Annotated in this window: 15 protein-coding genes; 9 read left to right on the top strand and 6 right to left on the bottom strand. The window is 62.8% G+C overall.

Annotation, left to right across the window (positions count from 1 at the left end):
- Positions 1–272: 272 nt before the first annotated feature.
- A complete protein-coding gene (locus tag MU551_RS03100; RefSeq protein ID WP_247040689.1) occupies positions 273–755 on the bottom strand; it encodes a GyrI-like domain-containing protein in 483 nt (160 codons plus the stop codon).
- 240 nt (positions 756–995) lie between these two features.
- Between MU551_RS03100 and MU551_RS03095 the strand changes: the two genes are divergently transcribed.
- From MU551_RS03095 to MU551_RS03055, 9 genes are all read left to right on the top strand, one after another.
- On the top strand, positions 996–1136 hold the full coding sequence (locus tag MU551_RS03095; RefSeq protein WP_247040688.1) for a hypothetical protein: 141 nt from the start codon (positions 996–998) through the stop codon (positions 1134–1136).
- A gap of 234 nt (positions 1137–1370) precedes the next feature.
- Entirely contained in the window at positions 1371–2063 is a 693-nt protein-coding gene (locus MU551_RS03090) for a SipW-dependent-type signal peptide-containing protein (RefSeq protein WP_247040687.1), read from the top strand.
- Between the two features lie 12 nt (positions 2064–2075).
- A complete protein-coding gene (locus MU551_RS03085; protein WP_247040686.1) occupies positions 2076–2624 on the top strand; it encodes a signal peptidase I in 549 nt (182 codons plus the stop codon).
- Positions 2621–3298, top strand: coding sequence for a hypothetical protein (locus MU551_RS03080; protein ID WP_247040685.1), 678 nt, complete (start codon positions 2621–2623; stop codon positions 3296–3298). The genes MU551_RS03085 and MU551_RS03080 overlap by 4 nt, the downstream gene beginning before the upstream one ends.
- The gene (locus MU551_RS03075) at positions 3295–4998 is read left to right on the top strand and encodes a choice-of-anchor G family protein (RefSeq protein ID WP_247040684.1); all 1704 of its coding nucleotides are present in this window, start codon (positions 3295–3297) and stop codon (positions 4996–4998) included. Before MU551_RS03080 ends, MU551_RS03075 begins: the two co-directional genes overlap by 4 nt.
- A gap of 236 nt (positions 4999–5234) precedes the next feature.
- Positions 5235–6545 (top strand): glycoside hydrolase family 26 protein, encoded by a 1311-nt coding sequence (locus MU551_RS03070; protein WP_247040683.1) that lies wholly within the window; start codon positions 5235–5237, stop codon positions 6543–6545.
- A gap of 137 nt (positions 6546–6682) precedes the next feature.
- A complete protein-coding gene (locus MU551_RS03065) occupies positions 6683–8644 on the top strand; it encodes a glycosyltransferase family 2 protein (RefSeq protein ID WP_247040682.1) in 1962 nt (653 codons plus the stop codon).
- Positions 8634–8987 (top strand): iron chaperone, encoded by a 354-nt coding sequence (locus MU551_RS03060; protein ID WP_247040681.1) that lies wholly within the window; start codon positions 8634–8636, stop codon positions 8985–8987. The genes MU551_RS03065 and MU551_RS03060 overlap by 11 nt, the downstream gene beginning before the upstream one ends.
- A gap of 189 nt (positions 8988–9176) precedes the next feature.
- On the top strand, positions 9177–10046 hold the full coding sequence (locus tag MU551_RS03055) for a pentapeptide repeat-containing protein (RefSeq protein ID WP_247040680.1): 870 nt from the start codon (positions 9177–9179) through the stop codon (positions 10044–10046).
- Positions 10047–10068: 22 nt separating this feature from the next.
- On the opposite strand, the gene MU551_RS03050 is transcribed toward MU551_RS03055, so the two are convergent.
- From MU551_RS03050 to MU551_RS03030, 5 genes are read right to left on the bottom strand one after another with little or no spacing between them, the layout of a single operon-like run.
- Positions 10069–11067 carry a sugar-binding transcriptional regulator gene (locus MU551_RS03050; RefSeq protein ID WP_247040679.1) on the bottom strand — a complete coding sequence of 333 codons (999 nt, stop codon included), beginning with the start codon at positions 11065–11067 and terminating at the stop codon, positions 10069–10071.
- A 21-nt stretch (positions 11068–11088) separates the two neighbouring features.
- Entirely contained in the window at positions 11089–11616 is a 528-nt protein-coding gene (locus MU551_RS03045; RefSeq protein WP_247040678.1) for a gluconokinase, read from the bottom strand.
- Complete coding sequence (locus MU551_RS03040; RefSeq protein WP_247040677.1) at positions 11613–12734, bottom strand: L-idonate 5-dehydrogenase; 1122 nt, start codon at positions 12732–12734, stop codon at positions 11613–11615. Before MU551_RS03040 ends, MU551_RS03045 begins: the two co-directional genes overlap by 4 nt.
- Positions 12734–13504, bottom strand: coding sequence for an SDR family oxidoreductase (locus tag MU551_RS03035; protein WP_247040676.1), 771 nt, complete (start codon positions 13502–13504; stop codon positions 12734–12736). Before MU551_RS03035 ends, MU551_RS03040 begins: the two co-directional genes overlap by 1 nt.
- Complete coding sequence (locus tag MU551_RS03030; protein ID WP_247041110.1) at positions 13501–14421, bottom strand: NAD(P)-dependent oxidoreductase; 921 nt, start codon at positions 14419–14421, stop codon at positions 13501–13503. Before MU551_RS03030 ends, MU551_RS03035 begins: the two co-directional genes overlap by 4 nt.
- Positions 14422–14558: the final 137 nt, after the last annotated feature.

Here is a 14558-nt window from a genome sequence, read left to right as displayed (position 1 = left end):
GCCCAGCAACGCCACGACGCAGGGTTTAGCGTCCACCAATCATGCCTTTATGCCAGGGCGCGGCGGCTGAACCAACTGCACTTCAGGGCGACTGAAGCATGTGTGTTTCCCGAGCACCGGGGGAAGAGCAGCAACCAGACTGCCATGGCATCCCTGCACCACCAGTACGAGTACCTAGAAGGACCGGATCCATTCAGGAAACATGGGCGATTGCATGAATCTGGACCATGAATCCCCGCCTCCCGGGGCCGTTTGTGAGCCGAACGTTCGGATCAGCTACCGGCAAACTCCTCGATTGGGATCAGCAACTCCACTACTTCTTCCTCGACATCATCCTCAAAGTAGTAAATCTCAATTGGTGTTGAGTTGTAGCCGCTCTTCTGCGTGTGGCCCTGGGTCTGGATCCATTCAAAGAGCTTGGAGTACCCTTCCCCGACGGTCATGTTGGAGCAACTGATTTTCGCGTAGTCCGTGAAGGCAACCTTAAACCCCAGCATCCCTTCGGGAACCTGCTTGACTTCTTCAACCTCAGAGCAGGCGAAGTACGTTGCCACAGGGCCGTTGCACATGTACGGGCTGTAGAGGACCTCAGGGTTGATGACCCCGGATATTTCTGATCGCCTCAGGACGAAGGCAGTCTGCACCTTGATCGCGGTCTCGGGAAAAGACGCCGGGAAGTTGCCCGTCGCACACTGTCCAACGAACTGGAATTCTCTACTGACTGTTTCACATTCGAACGTTGCCACTGGACTCATGATGGTTCCTAGCCTGATCTGTAATGGATCCCTGAACTAGCACGTTGTTAAAGACAGTCATTGATGCTGGCGAAGACAATAATTGAAGGTCCCCGGACTGCTTTCTGATTCATATCACCTGGCCACGACAAACCTGCGGATCACACGACCGTGAGGCCACGACCAACTGTTGCCTTTTCAGTCTCATTTGCCATTGCAGCTCGCCGAAGCCTTGATCTTGGGCGTAAACGAGGTGGCCATATGGCGGGACTGCCCACGTTTCGACATCCGCCGTGGTCAGACCTCGGTGGAGTTTCACTCGACTTGGACACCGACACCCACGAACGGCTGGACAAGATCTGGCCTGGTCCGGGCGAGGCGCCCCAGGCCTACGCGTGGTAAATGCCGTTCGAATCGGGCCTAAGGCGGCAGTTCTCTTATCCTTCCGATCACCTTGGCTAATCCTGCGGAAAAACTGTCCGGATATTGATCGGACCCTTGAAGGATCCCTGTAGGGCGCTAAAAGGGCCTCCGAGCGGATTGCGCTGCGAGGCATAAGTCCAGGCGCGTCGCTCGACTATGGATCTGAACAGGCCCAATCCGATTGGGCCTGTTCTACGACTGGGGGGACCAGGAATGACTGACCACAACACGACTGCATTTTCTTCGCGCCGCAAGGACAAGGTGCGCGCGCTGCTGGCCGGTGGCCTGGTTTTGGGGATTGGGGCGGCCTTCACTCTGGCGGCCTGGACTGACAATGAATGGGTTTTTGGCGGTGCAGGTCCGGATGATGAAAATCCCGGCACCAAGACCTATGCCATGGAGCAGAACACCGTCGCCCCCTTCGCCGCAGGAACCTGGACGGATGAGCCGGTGGAGAACGGCGGGTACCTGGACTTCACCGTCGAGGCTGCCAGCCTCCTTCCCGGCGACACCGTCTACGCTCCCTTCCAGCTTCGGACCAAGGCCGGGTCTGAGGCGCTGACGGTCAGCCTTGCCGAGGCACGGCAGGCAGTTCCACTGCATGTGGATACCAACAACGCCGCACTCTATACGGCATTGAGAGTGCAGGCGTGGGTGAACGTCGGGGCGGCCAACTGCAGCGATGCCGGCGACAAGACCGCTGGGGTGGTCCTTGTGGCTGCCAATTCCGGCCTGAACACGGCAGGAGCTGCCCCCTTCGGCTTGCCGGCGGGCGCCGCTGGAGCTGCCGGTGACCCCGTGAACCTGTGTTTCGCGCTTACTCTTCCGGCGGGAACGTCCGATGTGACGCTTCAGGGCAAGAACGTGATTCCGCTGTGGAGGTTCACCAGCGTCGTCGGATCCTAGGGTTGCAAAGCCATGACCTTCGTGGAGGGATTCAGGGCACAGGCGCGGGCACCCAGGGCAGAAAGTCTTCGGACAGGAGTGCGTGAGAGTGCCCTCACTGTCCTTGCCGTGCTCGGGGCGCTTTGCCTTGCTGCCGTGATCGCTTCTGCCCTTTTCAGCATCAACTTTGTGGTCTTCCGCAGCGGTTCGATGGAACCGGCCTTTCCTGTTGGCGCCCTCGCAGCCGTCAGGGAAGTACCTGCTTCCTCCCTCAGACCCGGTGACGTGGCCACCGTTTCACGGACACCTTCCTCGACACCCATCACCCACCGCGTGGTCAGCGTCCACCCCGATCCGGCGTTGCCCGGCCAGGTGATCCTGGTCCTTAAGGGTGACGCGAACCGTTCCCCGGATCCGGTGGAATACCGGGTGTCCACGGCACGGCAGATGCTTTTCGCCGTCCCTGAACTGGGCGGATGGGTCATGGGCCTCAGGTCGCCCGCAATTCTGGGCATCAGCTCGGTACTCCTGGCTGCGCTGGTGGCCTGGTCGTTCTGGCCCCGAAGGAGTGGCAGCGGATGAGAGGACTCCGACGTGCTACGGCGCTAGCCGCTGCCTGCCTGGTCCTGTCCCTCACCGGGCAGAACCAGGCCTTCGCCGCGGATCCGGCCTTGCCGGTTCCCCAGACGGGTAAAGACGCTATGCTCCGCCTCACCTCATCCGTCTACCCGCTGGACATTCCGTATCTGGGCCCCGGGGAGTCGTTCAGCTGGCAGGTTGGTGCCGTGCTGGATGGGCCCGATTCGGCCACTGCCACTTTGGAACTTCAGGGTTCGGGTTCGTTGTCTGCCGGGCCTGAAGCCTATTCCGTCACGGCGCAGTCCTGCCCGGTGCAATGGACCGGGACCAGCGGGAAGAATGCGGCGCTTTCGTGCGGATCCGGGGCAAAGCAGATAGTCGCCGCCGAGAATTTCGGCGACAGCGGAGGCGTGGCCTACCCGCTGGGTCGGTTCACCACGGCCGATCAGCCCTGGGTGTTGTTCCGGCTGGAACGGCCAGTGGGTGCCGCCGGGACTGACGGGACTTTGGCGTTCGGCATAGGCATTGTGGCCGGCGACGACGACGGCGGGACCCGTCCGCCGTCGGATCTGGCCATTACAGGCATGCACTTTTTGCCCTATCTCGCCGGCGCAGTCGGCTTTGCCTTGATCGGCGCACTCCTGATCCGGGCCGCACGCCGAAAGGAGCAACCGTGAGGTTCCCGAGCCGGAGTCGCCAAGCGGTGGCCGGAACAGCCGCGATGATCGTTGCTGCCGCATCACTGCTGAGCCTGAGCCCGGTCACTGATGCTGCCTGGACGGACGATGAATACGTCGGCAGCTCGGCCGGAGTCATGATCGCGGGTGACTGCGACACAACAACGCTCTTCCAGACACAATCAGCTGCCCGTCAGCTCTCGGGCCTGCTCGGCGCACAGGATCTGGATTCGCTGGCAGCACTCCAAGGTCTCGCAGTCCAGAATTCAGGCGGGACCCTGTCGGTAACACCTGCTTCGGCTGTCGAGATCGACCCTGTTACTTTCAGCGCTCCGCTGGACGTCAGCGCGCTGGGCAATCCTTTGCTTTCTACCACGTTGGGGCTGGACGCGGCTGCAGGAGATGCGGGTGCCTACAACCAGTGGGGTCGCGCCATAGCAAGCGGGCAAGCTGCGGCAGCCGCAGGGGCAGTAAACGATCAGTCCGGGGCAGTTGATGCCACCGGAACGGCCGACGGTTCAGCGACAATGCCCAAGTCTGCCAGCATCAATATGGCCTCGCTCGTCCCTGCTGCCACCGCTGACATGAGGTTGGATGTTGGTGCTGTGGCAAGTTCGGCAGAGGTGGATGCGTGCGTGCTGGTGAATGGCTGGCCTGCTCTGAATCCCGTTCCCGTAGCGAACCGGGCCTATGGGATTGCGGGAACAGACCTGAACGCCGGAGTCCCCTCTGTCGAAACGATGACGGCGGCAGCGACTGCCGCAGCGGATGACTTTGCCGCCCTGGACAACGTCGGCGGACAGGTCACGACGACCGTGAACACCGGTATCACCGGGCTTGTTCAGGGCTCGGCAGGCTCCCTCGAAGTGGGTACCGTGAGCACCGTCATCACCATAGGCGCCCTCGATTTGAGCGACTTGCCTCAGTTCCTGACTGGATCCATCAGCGACGGCGTCGTCACGATAGACCTCACCAACAGCAGCGCCACGGTCGACCTCACCGCACTCGGGGGACGTGCCAGCGGCTTCAACGGGCTTCCGCCAAACAGCGTCATTGGAATCGATCAGGCCGTGCTTACGGAAGTCAGCCAGCGGACAACAGCGCTGCTCGGAGAGTGGTCCTCGGACACCGTCATTGCTCTGGAGCAGGCCTTTGAAGCAGCCACGTTCTCCATGCAGACACAAGTGCTGCTCCGCACTGACGTGTTTCTCGTTGGCACCGTGGACGTCGCCCGGCTCACCATCAGCTACGGAACCACAGTGGGAGCGTTCCTCGGCGAGACCGTTCCGGCCCCCACCATCACCACTGAGGTTTTAGGGGCGGGCCTTCCCGGACTGGCGCTGCTTCCGCAAATCATTACTGCCGTGACCAACGGAGCAGGGGCGGTTGTCCAGGGTGCACTGGTCCCGGCATTGCAGGGTGCCACCGGTGTGATCCCAACAGCGGTGGCTGGAATTAGCGGCGCCACGGCAGGAGTCACGGAGGAACTTGGGGGCATACTTGATCCCTTGGCCGGGGTTCTCTCCTTCACCGTCAACGTCCAGCCGGACCAGCCTGGAGCGCCGGTCACTGCTGCCGCCGCAGGCACGTCCACAGGGGGCGAGTACAAGGTCTCTGCATTGCGGATCGCTACTCTGGGCAACGCAGCGGAAATCTACCTGGCCACATCCGCGGCAGGTCCTGTGCTCTTCAGACCCTGACCAACCTGATGAGCACCCCAGTGAGCGAGCCGTTGCCGTACTTACCAAGGAAACTGCAAGGTTTAGGTCCCTCCTCCGCAGGATTGGCCGAGGATTCGAGCAGTTTGCTACTTCCTGCTCGTAACCCTTGCCACCATTGAACCGGGGCAACCATCAGCTCGCCCGAAGAGGGCTTGGAAGGAACGATTCGGACCCCGCTACTCCTCCGGGACCGTCTACTAACACTGGGAGTGCTCGTGCATCATCGTTTCCTTCGGCTGGTTGTCTCCAGCCTTGTGCTGTCGCTAAGTGTGTTATTTGGAATTGCAGTGCCGGCGGGAGCAGCAGGGCGTGCGGAGATCACGCTCAGCGCTTCCGCCGGGCCGGCCGGATCCTCGGTGACCGTTACCGGCACAGGCTTCACCAGGCAAGGCGCGGGTACGCTGGCAGCTGGCTCGGTCAGCGTGCCTTTTGCCACGAGCGGCAAGGGCACCTTTACCGCCGCAGTGACCATCCCCGTCACCACATCTCCCACAGTGGCTGTTATCGCCACCGCGGGGAAAACCTCAGCCTCGGCGTCGTACGCGGTAACCTACAGCCCCGCCTCCACCACCGCCGGCAGGGACAGCCTTGCTGAGGCAGGTCCCGCCCCGATGACCATGGCCGCCCGGACAAAAACAACCACGACGACGACGCTTCCTCCGATGAGCTCGGACCCGCTGCGGTTCGGGGTATCGACTCCTGGCGGACCACTGGCCTCCAGCGAGCTGGACGCCGTCGCTACGCTGGTGAACGAAAACCCGTCCATCGTGATGTCCTACAAGGACTTCAGCCAGTCCGCACCCATCGCGGACCTCAATGCCGTGGACGCCCGGGGCGCCACCAGCCTCATCACTTGGGAACCGTGGCTCTGGAGCGGCAACGGCGCAAACCAGCCGGCCTTCGCGCTGGACCGCATCACCGCGGGAGACTACGACACCTACATCGCTCAGTGGGGCACTGCCCTGGCCTCCTGGGGCAAGCCGGTGATGCTCAGGTTCGCCCATGAGATGAACGGAAACTGGTACCCCTGGGCCGAGTCCGCGAACGGCAACCAGGCCGGGGACTACGTGGCCGCCTGGCGGCATGTTCATGACGTCGTGGCCGCCACAGGCGCATCCAACGTCTCGTGGGTCTGGAGCCCCAACGTTCCGTACTGGGGATCAACCGCCCTGAGCGGTCTTTACCCCGGAGCGAGCTATGTCGACGTCATGTCCCTGGATGGTTACAACTGGGGAACCGCCGTGTCGTGGAGTTCCTGGACCTCACCATCCGCCCTCTTCGGCGACGGACTGATCGCCCTCCGCAGCCTCGCCCCGGGCAAGCCGATCATGATTTCCGAGACAGCCTCCGCGGAAGCCGGCGGGTCAAAGGCCAACTGGAATACCGCCCTCGTCTCCTACCTCGCCGCACAATCCGATGTCACTGCGCTGGTCTGGTTCCATCACAACAAGGAAGTCGACTGGCGGATCAACAGCTCCACCACCTCGACCAACGCCCTCGCCGCCGCATTGGCCGCGAGAAACTAAGAATCCCCATCACCACGTTGTCGCGCCGCACCTCCGGAGATCTTCCGGACGGTGCGGCGGGGCCGATTGGGCCTGAGGGTCGAAGGGCCGCTGTGAACCCCCGAATCGTGAACCCCCAACCCCTGAATCACGGAGTCATGAATCACCGAGTCCTCAATCACCAATTGCTGGTCCGGATCCTCACCTCGCTGACCATAGTCTTGGGCGTGAACTACATCCTGTGGCGGTGGCTGTTTTCGGTGAACTGGTCAGCCGCCTGGATCAGCGTGCCGCTTGTAATGGTCGAAACCTACAGTCTTATCGACGCCTTCCTCTTCGGCGTCACCATGTGGCGGCTGCGCGAACGCCCCGCGGCTCCTTCCCCGCCCGAAGGCCTCAGCGTGGACGTCTTCATCACCACCTACAACGAACCCGTGGACCTGGTCATGACCACGGCCTTGGCCGCCCGGAACATCACCTATCCCCACAAGACATGGATCCTGGACGACGGCGCACGCCCGGCCATCGAAAAGGCAGCCGGGAAGGCCGGGATAGGCTACATCACCCGATCCCCCGACTGGGAGGACCTCCCGCGCCACGCGAAAGCGGGCAACCTCAACAACGCCCTGGCTGCGACTGGAGGGGAGTTCCTGCTCATTCTGGATGCCGACCAGATCCCCGAACCGCAGATCCTGCACCGGATGCTGGGCCATTTCAACAATCGCAAAGTTGCCTTGGTCCAGACACCCCAGTGGTTCTCAAACGTCAATGACGATGACCTGCTCGGAAGCCAGGCGCCGCTGTTCTACGGACCCATCCAGCAAGGGAAGGACGGCTGGAACGCCGCCTTCTTCTGCGGCTCCAATGCCATCATCCGCCGTGAGGCCCTGATGCAGATCGGCGTCACCGGCTACGTCAAAGGGGTCAGGGCCACGGTGGAGCAGGCCCTCAAGGCAGCCGACAAGGTCATCGCCAACGCCAGATCCGAGCACAGTTCGTCAGGACAGCATGTAACCAGGGCCTTGGAGGACATCGGATCGGCAGTACGCGGAGCACGCCGGGAACTCAAAGAGAACAAACCGGTCGGTAGCATTACCTACGACTTCCAGCGGAAAGTCCATGCAGCGGCCCGCGGCATCGTCACCGTGGACGTGGCTTCTCTCCAGGCTGACATGGAGGAGATCGAGCGTCTTTCAGGGATCGCCCCCTCAGGCGGATTCATTGACGATAACGCCATTGACCGGCTGGCCCAGCGTGACTGGTCTCCTCTCGGTGCGATCGGTTCGGTCCGCAAGATCGTCCAGGCGTTGGATGTGGACCGGTCCGATGAGGCCCTTCCCGTGATGCCCATGGCTACAAATTCCGTTACCGAGGACATGGCCACCTGTATGCATCTGCACGCTGCAGGGTGGGACAGCGTCTACCACCACGAAATCCTCGCCAAAGGCCTGGCCCCCGAGGACCTCAAAACGATGCTGACCCAGCGGTTGCGTTGGGCCCAGGGCACCATGCAAGTGTTCCTCCGCGAGAACCCGCTCCTCCAACGAGGGCTCAAAGCAGGTCAGCGACTGATGTACTTCGCCACCATGTGGAGCTACCTCTCCGGCTTCGCGGCTGTTGTTTACATTGCGGCCCCCATCATCTTCCTGTGCTTCGGGGTCATGCCGGTGGACGCGTTCAGTTCCGACTTCTTCGCCCGCCTCGTGCCTTTCCTGATCCTCAATCAGCTCCTGTTCTTCGTCGCGGCCCGGGGCAGGAAAACCTGGCGCGGCCAGCAGTACAGCCTTGCGCTCTTCCCGGTCTGGATCAAAGCATGTACGACGGCGGCAGGGAACGTTCTGTTCGGTCGTGACCTGGGCTTCGCCGTCACGCCGAAAACCCGGCAGGACGGGGGACCGCCCTGGTCCCTGATCCGTCCCCAACTGGTTGCCATCGCGGCCTTGGTGTTCGCCGCCGTGCTGGGCCTGGTCCGGATGTTTACCGGACTCGGCGCCCCCGCGGGAACCCTCGTCAACATTGGCTGGGTGGTTTATGACCTGGTGATCCTCAGCGTGATTATCCGTGCTGCGTTCTACAGTGGATTTACTCCCCCGAAAGAGGCTGTAGCCCATGGCAATTGACACGATTGACGACTACATAGCCTCCCAGCCTGCAGAAATGCAGGAGATCCTTCGGGAAGTCCGCAGGCGGGTCCATGAAGCAGTGCCTGGGGCAGGGGAGATGATCAGCTATGGAATACCCACCATCACGCTCGAGGGCCACTACGTGGTGTACTTCGCAGCTTGGAAGCACCATTTGTCCGTCTACCCCGTTCCGCACGGAGACGAAGATCTTCGGGCAGAAATTGAGCCCTATCTGAGCGGGAAAGGCACTCTGAAGTTTCCGCTGGGGAAGCCGGTTCCGTACGACCTGATCGCGAACGTCGCAGCTCAGCTCGCGGCAGAACGCCAAGGCAGGATGTAGCACCCCTCCCTAGGTCCGTCAGCTATTCTGATGGCAGTGTTATTTCAATTTTCTCTGTGACCCAGAATCCACCTAGGGATTCCAGTTCGCTCCGTGGAGGAGCGATGATTCCGTGCGCCCTGCGAGGGGAACTCCAATCGAGTTCCTTTGCTCCCAGGCCCAACACCGAACTCACCACTGGAAGATCACATGAAAACAACACTTGGAAGCTCCGCCGAGCCATCTTCACCTGCCCTCGAACGGCAATCCCTGCGCCCTGACTGCGCGAACTGCTTTGCCCTCTGCTGTACGGCCTTCGGATTCTCGCGTTCCGCGGATTTTGCACTGGACAAACCAGCGGGCTCGCCGTGCCAAAACCTGGCGTCCGATTTCTCCTGCACCATCCATGACCGCCTTCGCCCCAGGGGATTCCGAGGCTGCACGGTCTTTGACTGCTTCGGGGCCGGCCAGAACGTGTCGCAGGGCTTCTTCGCCGGAAAGAGCTGGCTTGAACGTCCCGAAACAAGAGACGGGATGTTTTCAGCATTCAAAGCCGCCCGGCAGCTGCATGAGATGCTCTGGTATCTGGCCGAGGCCCAATCACGAACCTTCGATCCTGACTTATCAGCTGGTGCCGGACAGCTGAGAGCTACGATCGAACATTCGGTCAGCGGCGAGCTGTCCGCGCTCCTCTCACTGGATCTTCAGGAGCTTCACGCCCAGGTGAGGACATTACTGATGGAGGTAAGCGAAGAAGTACGGGCTTCCTACTTCGCGGCAGGCGATGATCATCTGGGCTCCGAGCTAAAAGCAGGAGCGGATCTGATGGGCAGGAATCTTAAATCCCGGCGCTTATGCGGGGCAGACCTGAGAGGGGCTTACCTCATCGCGGCTGATCTGCGGGGCAGTGATCTGGCAGGTGTGGACCTGCTTGGCGCGGACTTAAGGGATGCGCGGCTTGAAGGCGCTGATCTGTCCAAAGCCCTGTATGTGACGCAGCCGCAGCTCAATGCCGCACGAGGCAGCTGCGCAACCCTTCTCCCCTCGGATCTGACAATGCCCTCGTATTGGCACGGATGAGCAACCGGCCAGCGCAGGAGATCTAACTCTGAAGTAGCTGTACCAAGTCAGCGGCGGTGGCCTGATCTGTGACCAATTCGGAGATCATGCCGCCGCTGATGGCAGCAGCAATCGGCGCGATCTTGTGCCTGCCAACGGCGACGGCTATCCGTCGCGGGATCTGACGCAGTTCACCAAACCTGATTCCGAGCACCGCAGGCGCATGGGCATGCACCAGCGACCCGTCAGCCCGAATGAAATGTCCGCAAAGATGGCCGACTGCACCCTGGGCAGCGAGAACCTGAAGCTGCTGCACGGTGACAGGGCTGTAGACGCCGGTTCCATCGAAACGCTGCATGGATCCAACTCCCACCAGCGCCACGTCACATTGCCGGCCGAGGTGCAGGGAATCCTGGACCAACGCGGAATCCAATGCGGCATCCCTGGCGGAGCCGGACCTGTAGACAAAAGCGGCCGGAAGCGGCCTGAAAACAGCGTCAAGACGCGCAGCCATCAGCTGCGCCGTGTTCGGCCCGCTGCCCTCCCCCGCTCTGGCGCCGTCACCTGATCGGCCTCCGTCTCCTGATCTCCCGGCGGCGAGGCAGCCCAGAAGGTCGACCACTGTGAGGTCAGGACGGTGGGCCTCAGCCAGGGAGTCCGCCACCATGGAGAGGGAACGGCTGGATGCCACTCCGAGCAGACCAACACCAGTGAGCTGCGATTCCAGATACCGGGCGGCAACGTAGCCCAGCCTGCTTGAAGTCCCGTAGAGCGCGCGGGGTTTGTTTGTGGCCACCACGCACCGGCGGAGCCCTGTCCGCCGTCGTAATTCCGTTTCGAGTTCCCGGACGCGGTCCACTGGCGGGCCAACCCGGATTTGGACAACGCCGCGTGCGCGCGCCTCCGCGAGGAGGCGCGACACACTGGGGCGCGAGAGGTGCTCGACGGCGGCAATATCGTTCTGCAGCATGCCATTCATGAAGTAGCGGCGGGCCACCCGTTCCAGGAGCGCGTCGTGAAGATCTTCCTCCGCCCGGCCCATTGCCTGTTCAGCCCACAGGTGTCAGCGCGGCGGTGTGGCCGCGGATAGCCCCAGGGTGTTCCGGATCAGCTCCACGGCCTCCTCGACCGTCAGTTCGGCCGGAACCCGGAGGTGGGCCTCGTCAGCCTGGGGCGGTTCCAGCGTGGCGAGCTGGGATGCGAGAAGCGTTGCGGGCATAAACTCGTGCTCCCGCGCCTCGAGCCGGCTGGCGATTAATTCCGCTGCGCCGTCGATGTAGATCAGGAGCAGGTCGGGCACCTGAGTGCGCAGCAGATCCCGGTAGGAACGTTTGAGCGCTGAGCAGGCGACGACGCTCGGCTGGCCCTTGCTGACTCCGTCCGCAATGGTCGCCGCCACCACGTTCAGCCAGGGAATCCTGTCCTCATCGGTGAGCGGAGTGCCCGCGGCCATCAGCGCCTTGTTGGACGCTGGATGGAGGTCATCGGCGTCGATAAAGGGGAGCCCCAGGCTTTGCCCAAGGGCGCTTCCCAGGACGCTTTTGCCGCTGCCGGACACGCCCATGACCACCATGGGACGGATAGCGGTCACGGCGACACCTCGACTGCTGAGGATTCCGGCGCGAAGCTCAGCAGCACCTTGCCCGACGCGGCGGAGTTCTTCGCCGTTTCGAATGCTTCAAGGCCTTGCTCCAGCGGGAAGACGTGGGTGATGACCGGGTCCACGAACAGGGACCCGTCGGCCAGTGCGGCAATGACGTCGTCGATCTCGTCATTGAACCTGAACGATCCCAGCAGTTCAAGCTCCCGCGTGATGGCCAAGGAAATCAGCACTGGCTGGGGCCCGGAGGGCAGCAGGCCAACCATCACCACTTTCCCGCCACGAACGGCACCCTTGATGGCCGAGGCCAGGCCGTGATGGCTGCCGGAGGATTCAATAACGACGTCGGCCTCCACCTCGGCGATCGCCTCAGCATCTCCTGCCTCAAGCACTTCATCAGCCCCGACTGCCTGTGCAATCTCGAGGGGTTTGCGGTGCATGTCCACGGCCACAATCCGGGCTGCTCCGGCACGCTTGAGCACTGCGACTACCAGCGCCCCGATGGGACCGCTGCCGATCACCAGGGCAGTCTTGCCGCGGACATCGCCGGCCCGTGACACCGCGTGCCATGCAACGCTGGCGGGTTCCACCAGGGACGCCGTCTTGAGATCCAGGCCGGAGGGAAGGACCCGCAGCATCCGGGAAGGCAGGTTCGCGTAGCGGCTGAACGCACCGTCCGTGTGCGGAAACCGTGCGGCGCTGCCAAGGTAGGTGCACCCCGGTGAGAGGTTGGGCCGGTCCTCCGGATACCTGACGACGCCGGGACCGGTGCCCGGTCCCGGCGTCGCCGGGTGCACAGCAACAGCGGAGCCCTCTGCTGGACCTGTTCCGTCTGCTCCAGCACGGACCACCACGCCCACGATTTCGTGCCCCAGCACCATCGGTGCCTTGAGGACCGACTCCCCGGCTGCACCATGCAGCCAATAGTGCAGGTCCGAGCCGCAGATGCCGCCATAAGCTATTTCGACGACAGCCTGATCGGGTTGGGGTGGTGCGAGGGGGATGTTTTCGATCCGGAGGTCGCCGGCGGCGTGTGCGACGACGGCGGGTCCCGTTTCGGGAAGACCGGTCAAGGGAGCGCTCGGGGAAAGTCCGGTGGAAGTGTTCATCAGACCACCACCGTCATTCCGCCGTCGATGAAAATGGTCTGGCCGTTGACGAAGTTTGAACCGTCAGAGGCCAGCCACACAGCCGGGCCGGCGAGGTCCTGCACAGTGCCCCAGCGGTGGGCCGGAGTCCTGCCCAGGATCCAGGAGTTGAACTGTTCATCGTCCACCAGGTTCTGGGTCATCTCGGTGTGGATATAGCCCGGCGCGATGCCGTTGATCTGGAGCCCTGAAGCCGCCCACTCCGCCGTCATGGCGCGGGTGAGGTTCCGCAGCCCTCCCTTGGCCGCGATGTACGGCGCAATCGTGGGGCGGGCCAGATCGGTCTGGACGGAGCAGATGTTAATGATCTTGCCGTGACCCCTGGGGATCATGAAGCGCGCAGCTTCGCGGCCCACGAGAAAGGCGCTGGTGAGGTCCGTGGTGATGACCCGCTCCCAGTCCTTGACGTCCAGGTCGAGCATGGCGACGCGGTGCTGGATTCCGGCATTGTTGACCAGGATTTCGAGCGGGCCCACGTTTTCTTCCACCCAGGCCACACCACGTGCCGCTTCGGTGTCCTTCGTGACGTCAAAAGCGCAGCTGTGGATCCGGCCTGGAGCAAAATCGGCAGCCATCGCGGCTTCTGCTGCCTTGAGCCGCTCCTCGTTGATACCGTTCAGCACCACCGTGGCGCCGGCGTCGGCCAGTGCTCGGGCGAGCGCGTTGCCGATCCCCCGGCTTGATCCCGTCACCAGGGCAGTGCGCCCGGTCAGGTCAAAAAGTGAACTCATGGTGTTGTCTCCTGAACAGTATCGATAACGTCCGTGCTGGTTCCGGCTGTGCTGGTTCCGGCAACGGGAGTGCTGAGGTTTGCAATAGTCTGCCGCACTACGGCCAGATCAAGATCGCCCAGGCCTTGCGCCTTAAGTTCTGCGTAGAGTTCGACGCCGGCGGACGCCATCGGTACGACGGCGTCCACTGCGGCGGCACTCTCCAGCACAAATGACAGGTCCTTGTGCATGAACTTGGCCGGTCCGGTGGGTGCGTAGTCCTTGGCTGCAAGCCGGGGGCCGACAAATTCGAGAACGCGGCTCGCCGCCAGCCCTCCTGACAGCACCTCGAAGAGCGCACCGACGTCCATGCCCGAGCGTTCCGCGAGTTCGGCAGCCTCGGCGAGCGCCGCCGTCGTGGTTCCCACAATCAGCTGGTTGCATGCCTTTGCGAGGGATCCGGCCCCGAGTTCGCCGAGCCGCTTCACAGTGGTTCCCATGGCCTCGAAAACGGGCAGTAGCCGGGCAAAGTTTTCCTCGGAACCGCCTGCCATAATGGCCAGGTTCCCGCGTTGCGCCCCTTCCGTGCCGCCACTCACCGGCGCGTCGAGCACCGTGGCGTTTCCGGCGCTCGCTTCGGTCACAGCGAGGCCGAAGGCCTGCACGCCCACGGGCGACACACTGCTCATGACCACCACAAGCGTTCCCGGTTCAGGCGGCGCCAGCCTCCACTCATCCAGGAGCCCGGACGCCGCCTCCTCGATGAAGGACAGGTCCGGAAGCATGAAGATGATCACCGGCTGGTCCCGGAGGTCCGCCACGCTCGCAGCGCTGGCTCCACCGAGCTGCACAAACTCATCGACGGCTGCTGTGGAGCGGTTCCAGGCCGTGACGGCCCAGCCTGCCTTGAGGAGGTTCGCGGCCATGGGGGCACCCATCAGCCCCAGCCCGACGAAGCCGGCACAGCGTGCCGTATGGGTCACCGGAGTGACCTTGCTCTTCGCCGGGCCAGGGGCCTGCGGGTTGTTATCGTGGTTCAATTTCCAACCTTGGTTCCCGGGCCGAGGCCCGTATT

The organism is Arthrobacter rhizosphaerae, assembly GCF_023062595.1.
Lineage (GTDB): Bacteria > Actinomycetota > Actinomycetes > Actinomycetales > Micrococcaceae > Arthrobacter > Arthrobacter rhizosphaerae.
The sequence above is the reverse complement of the archived record's forward strand: the minus strand, read 5'-3'. Positions and strand labels throughout refer to the sequence as shown.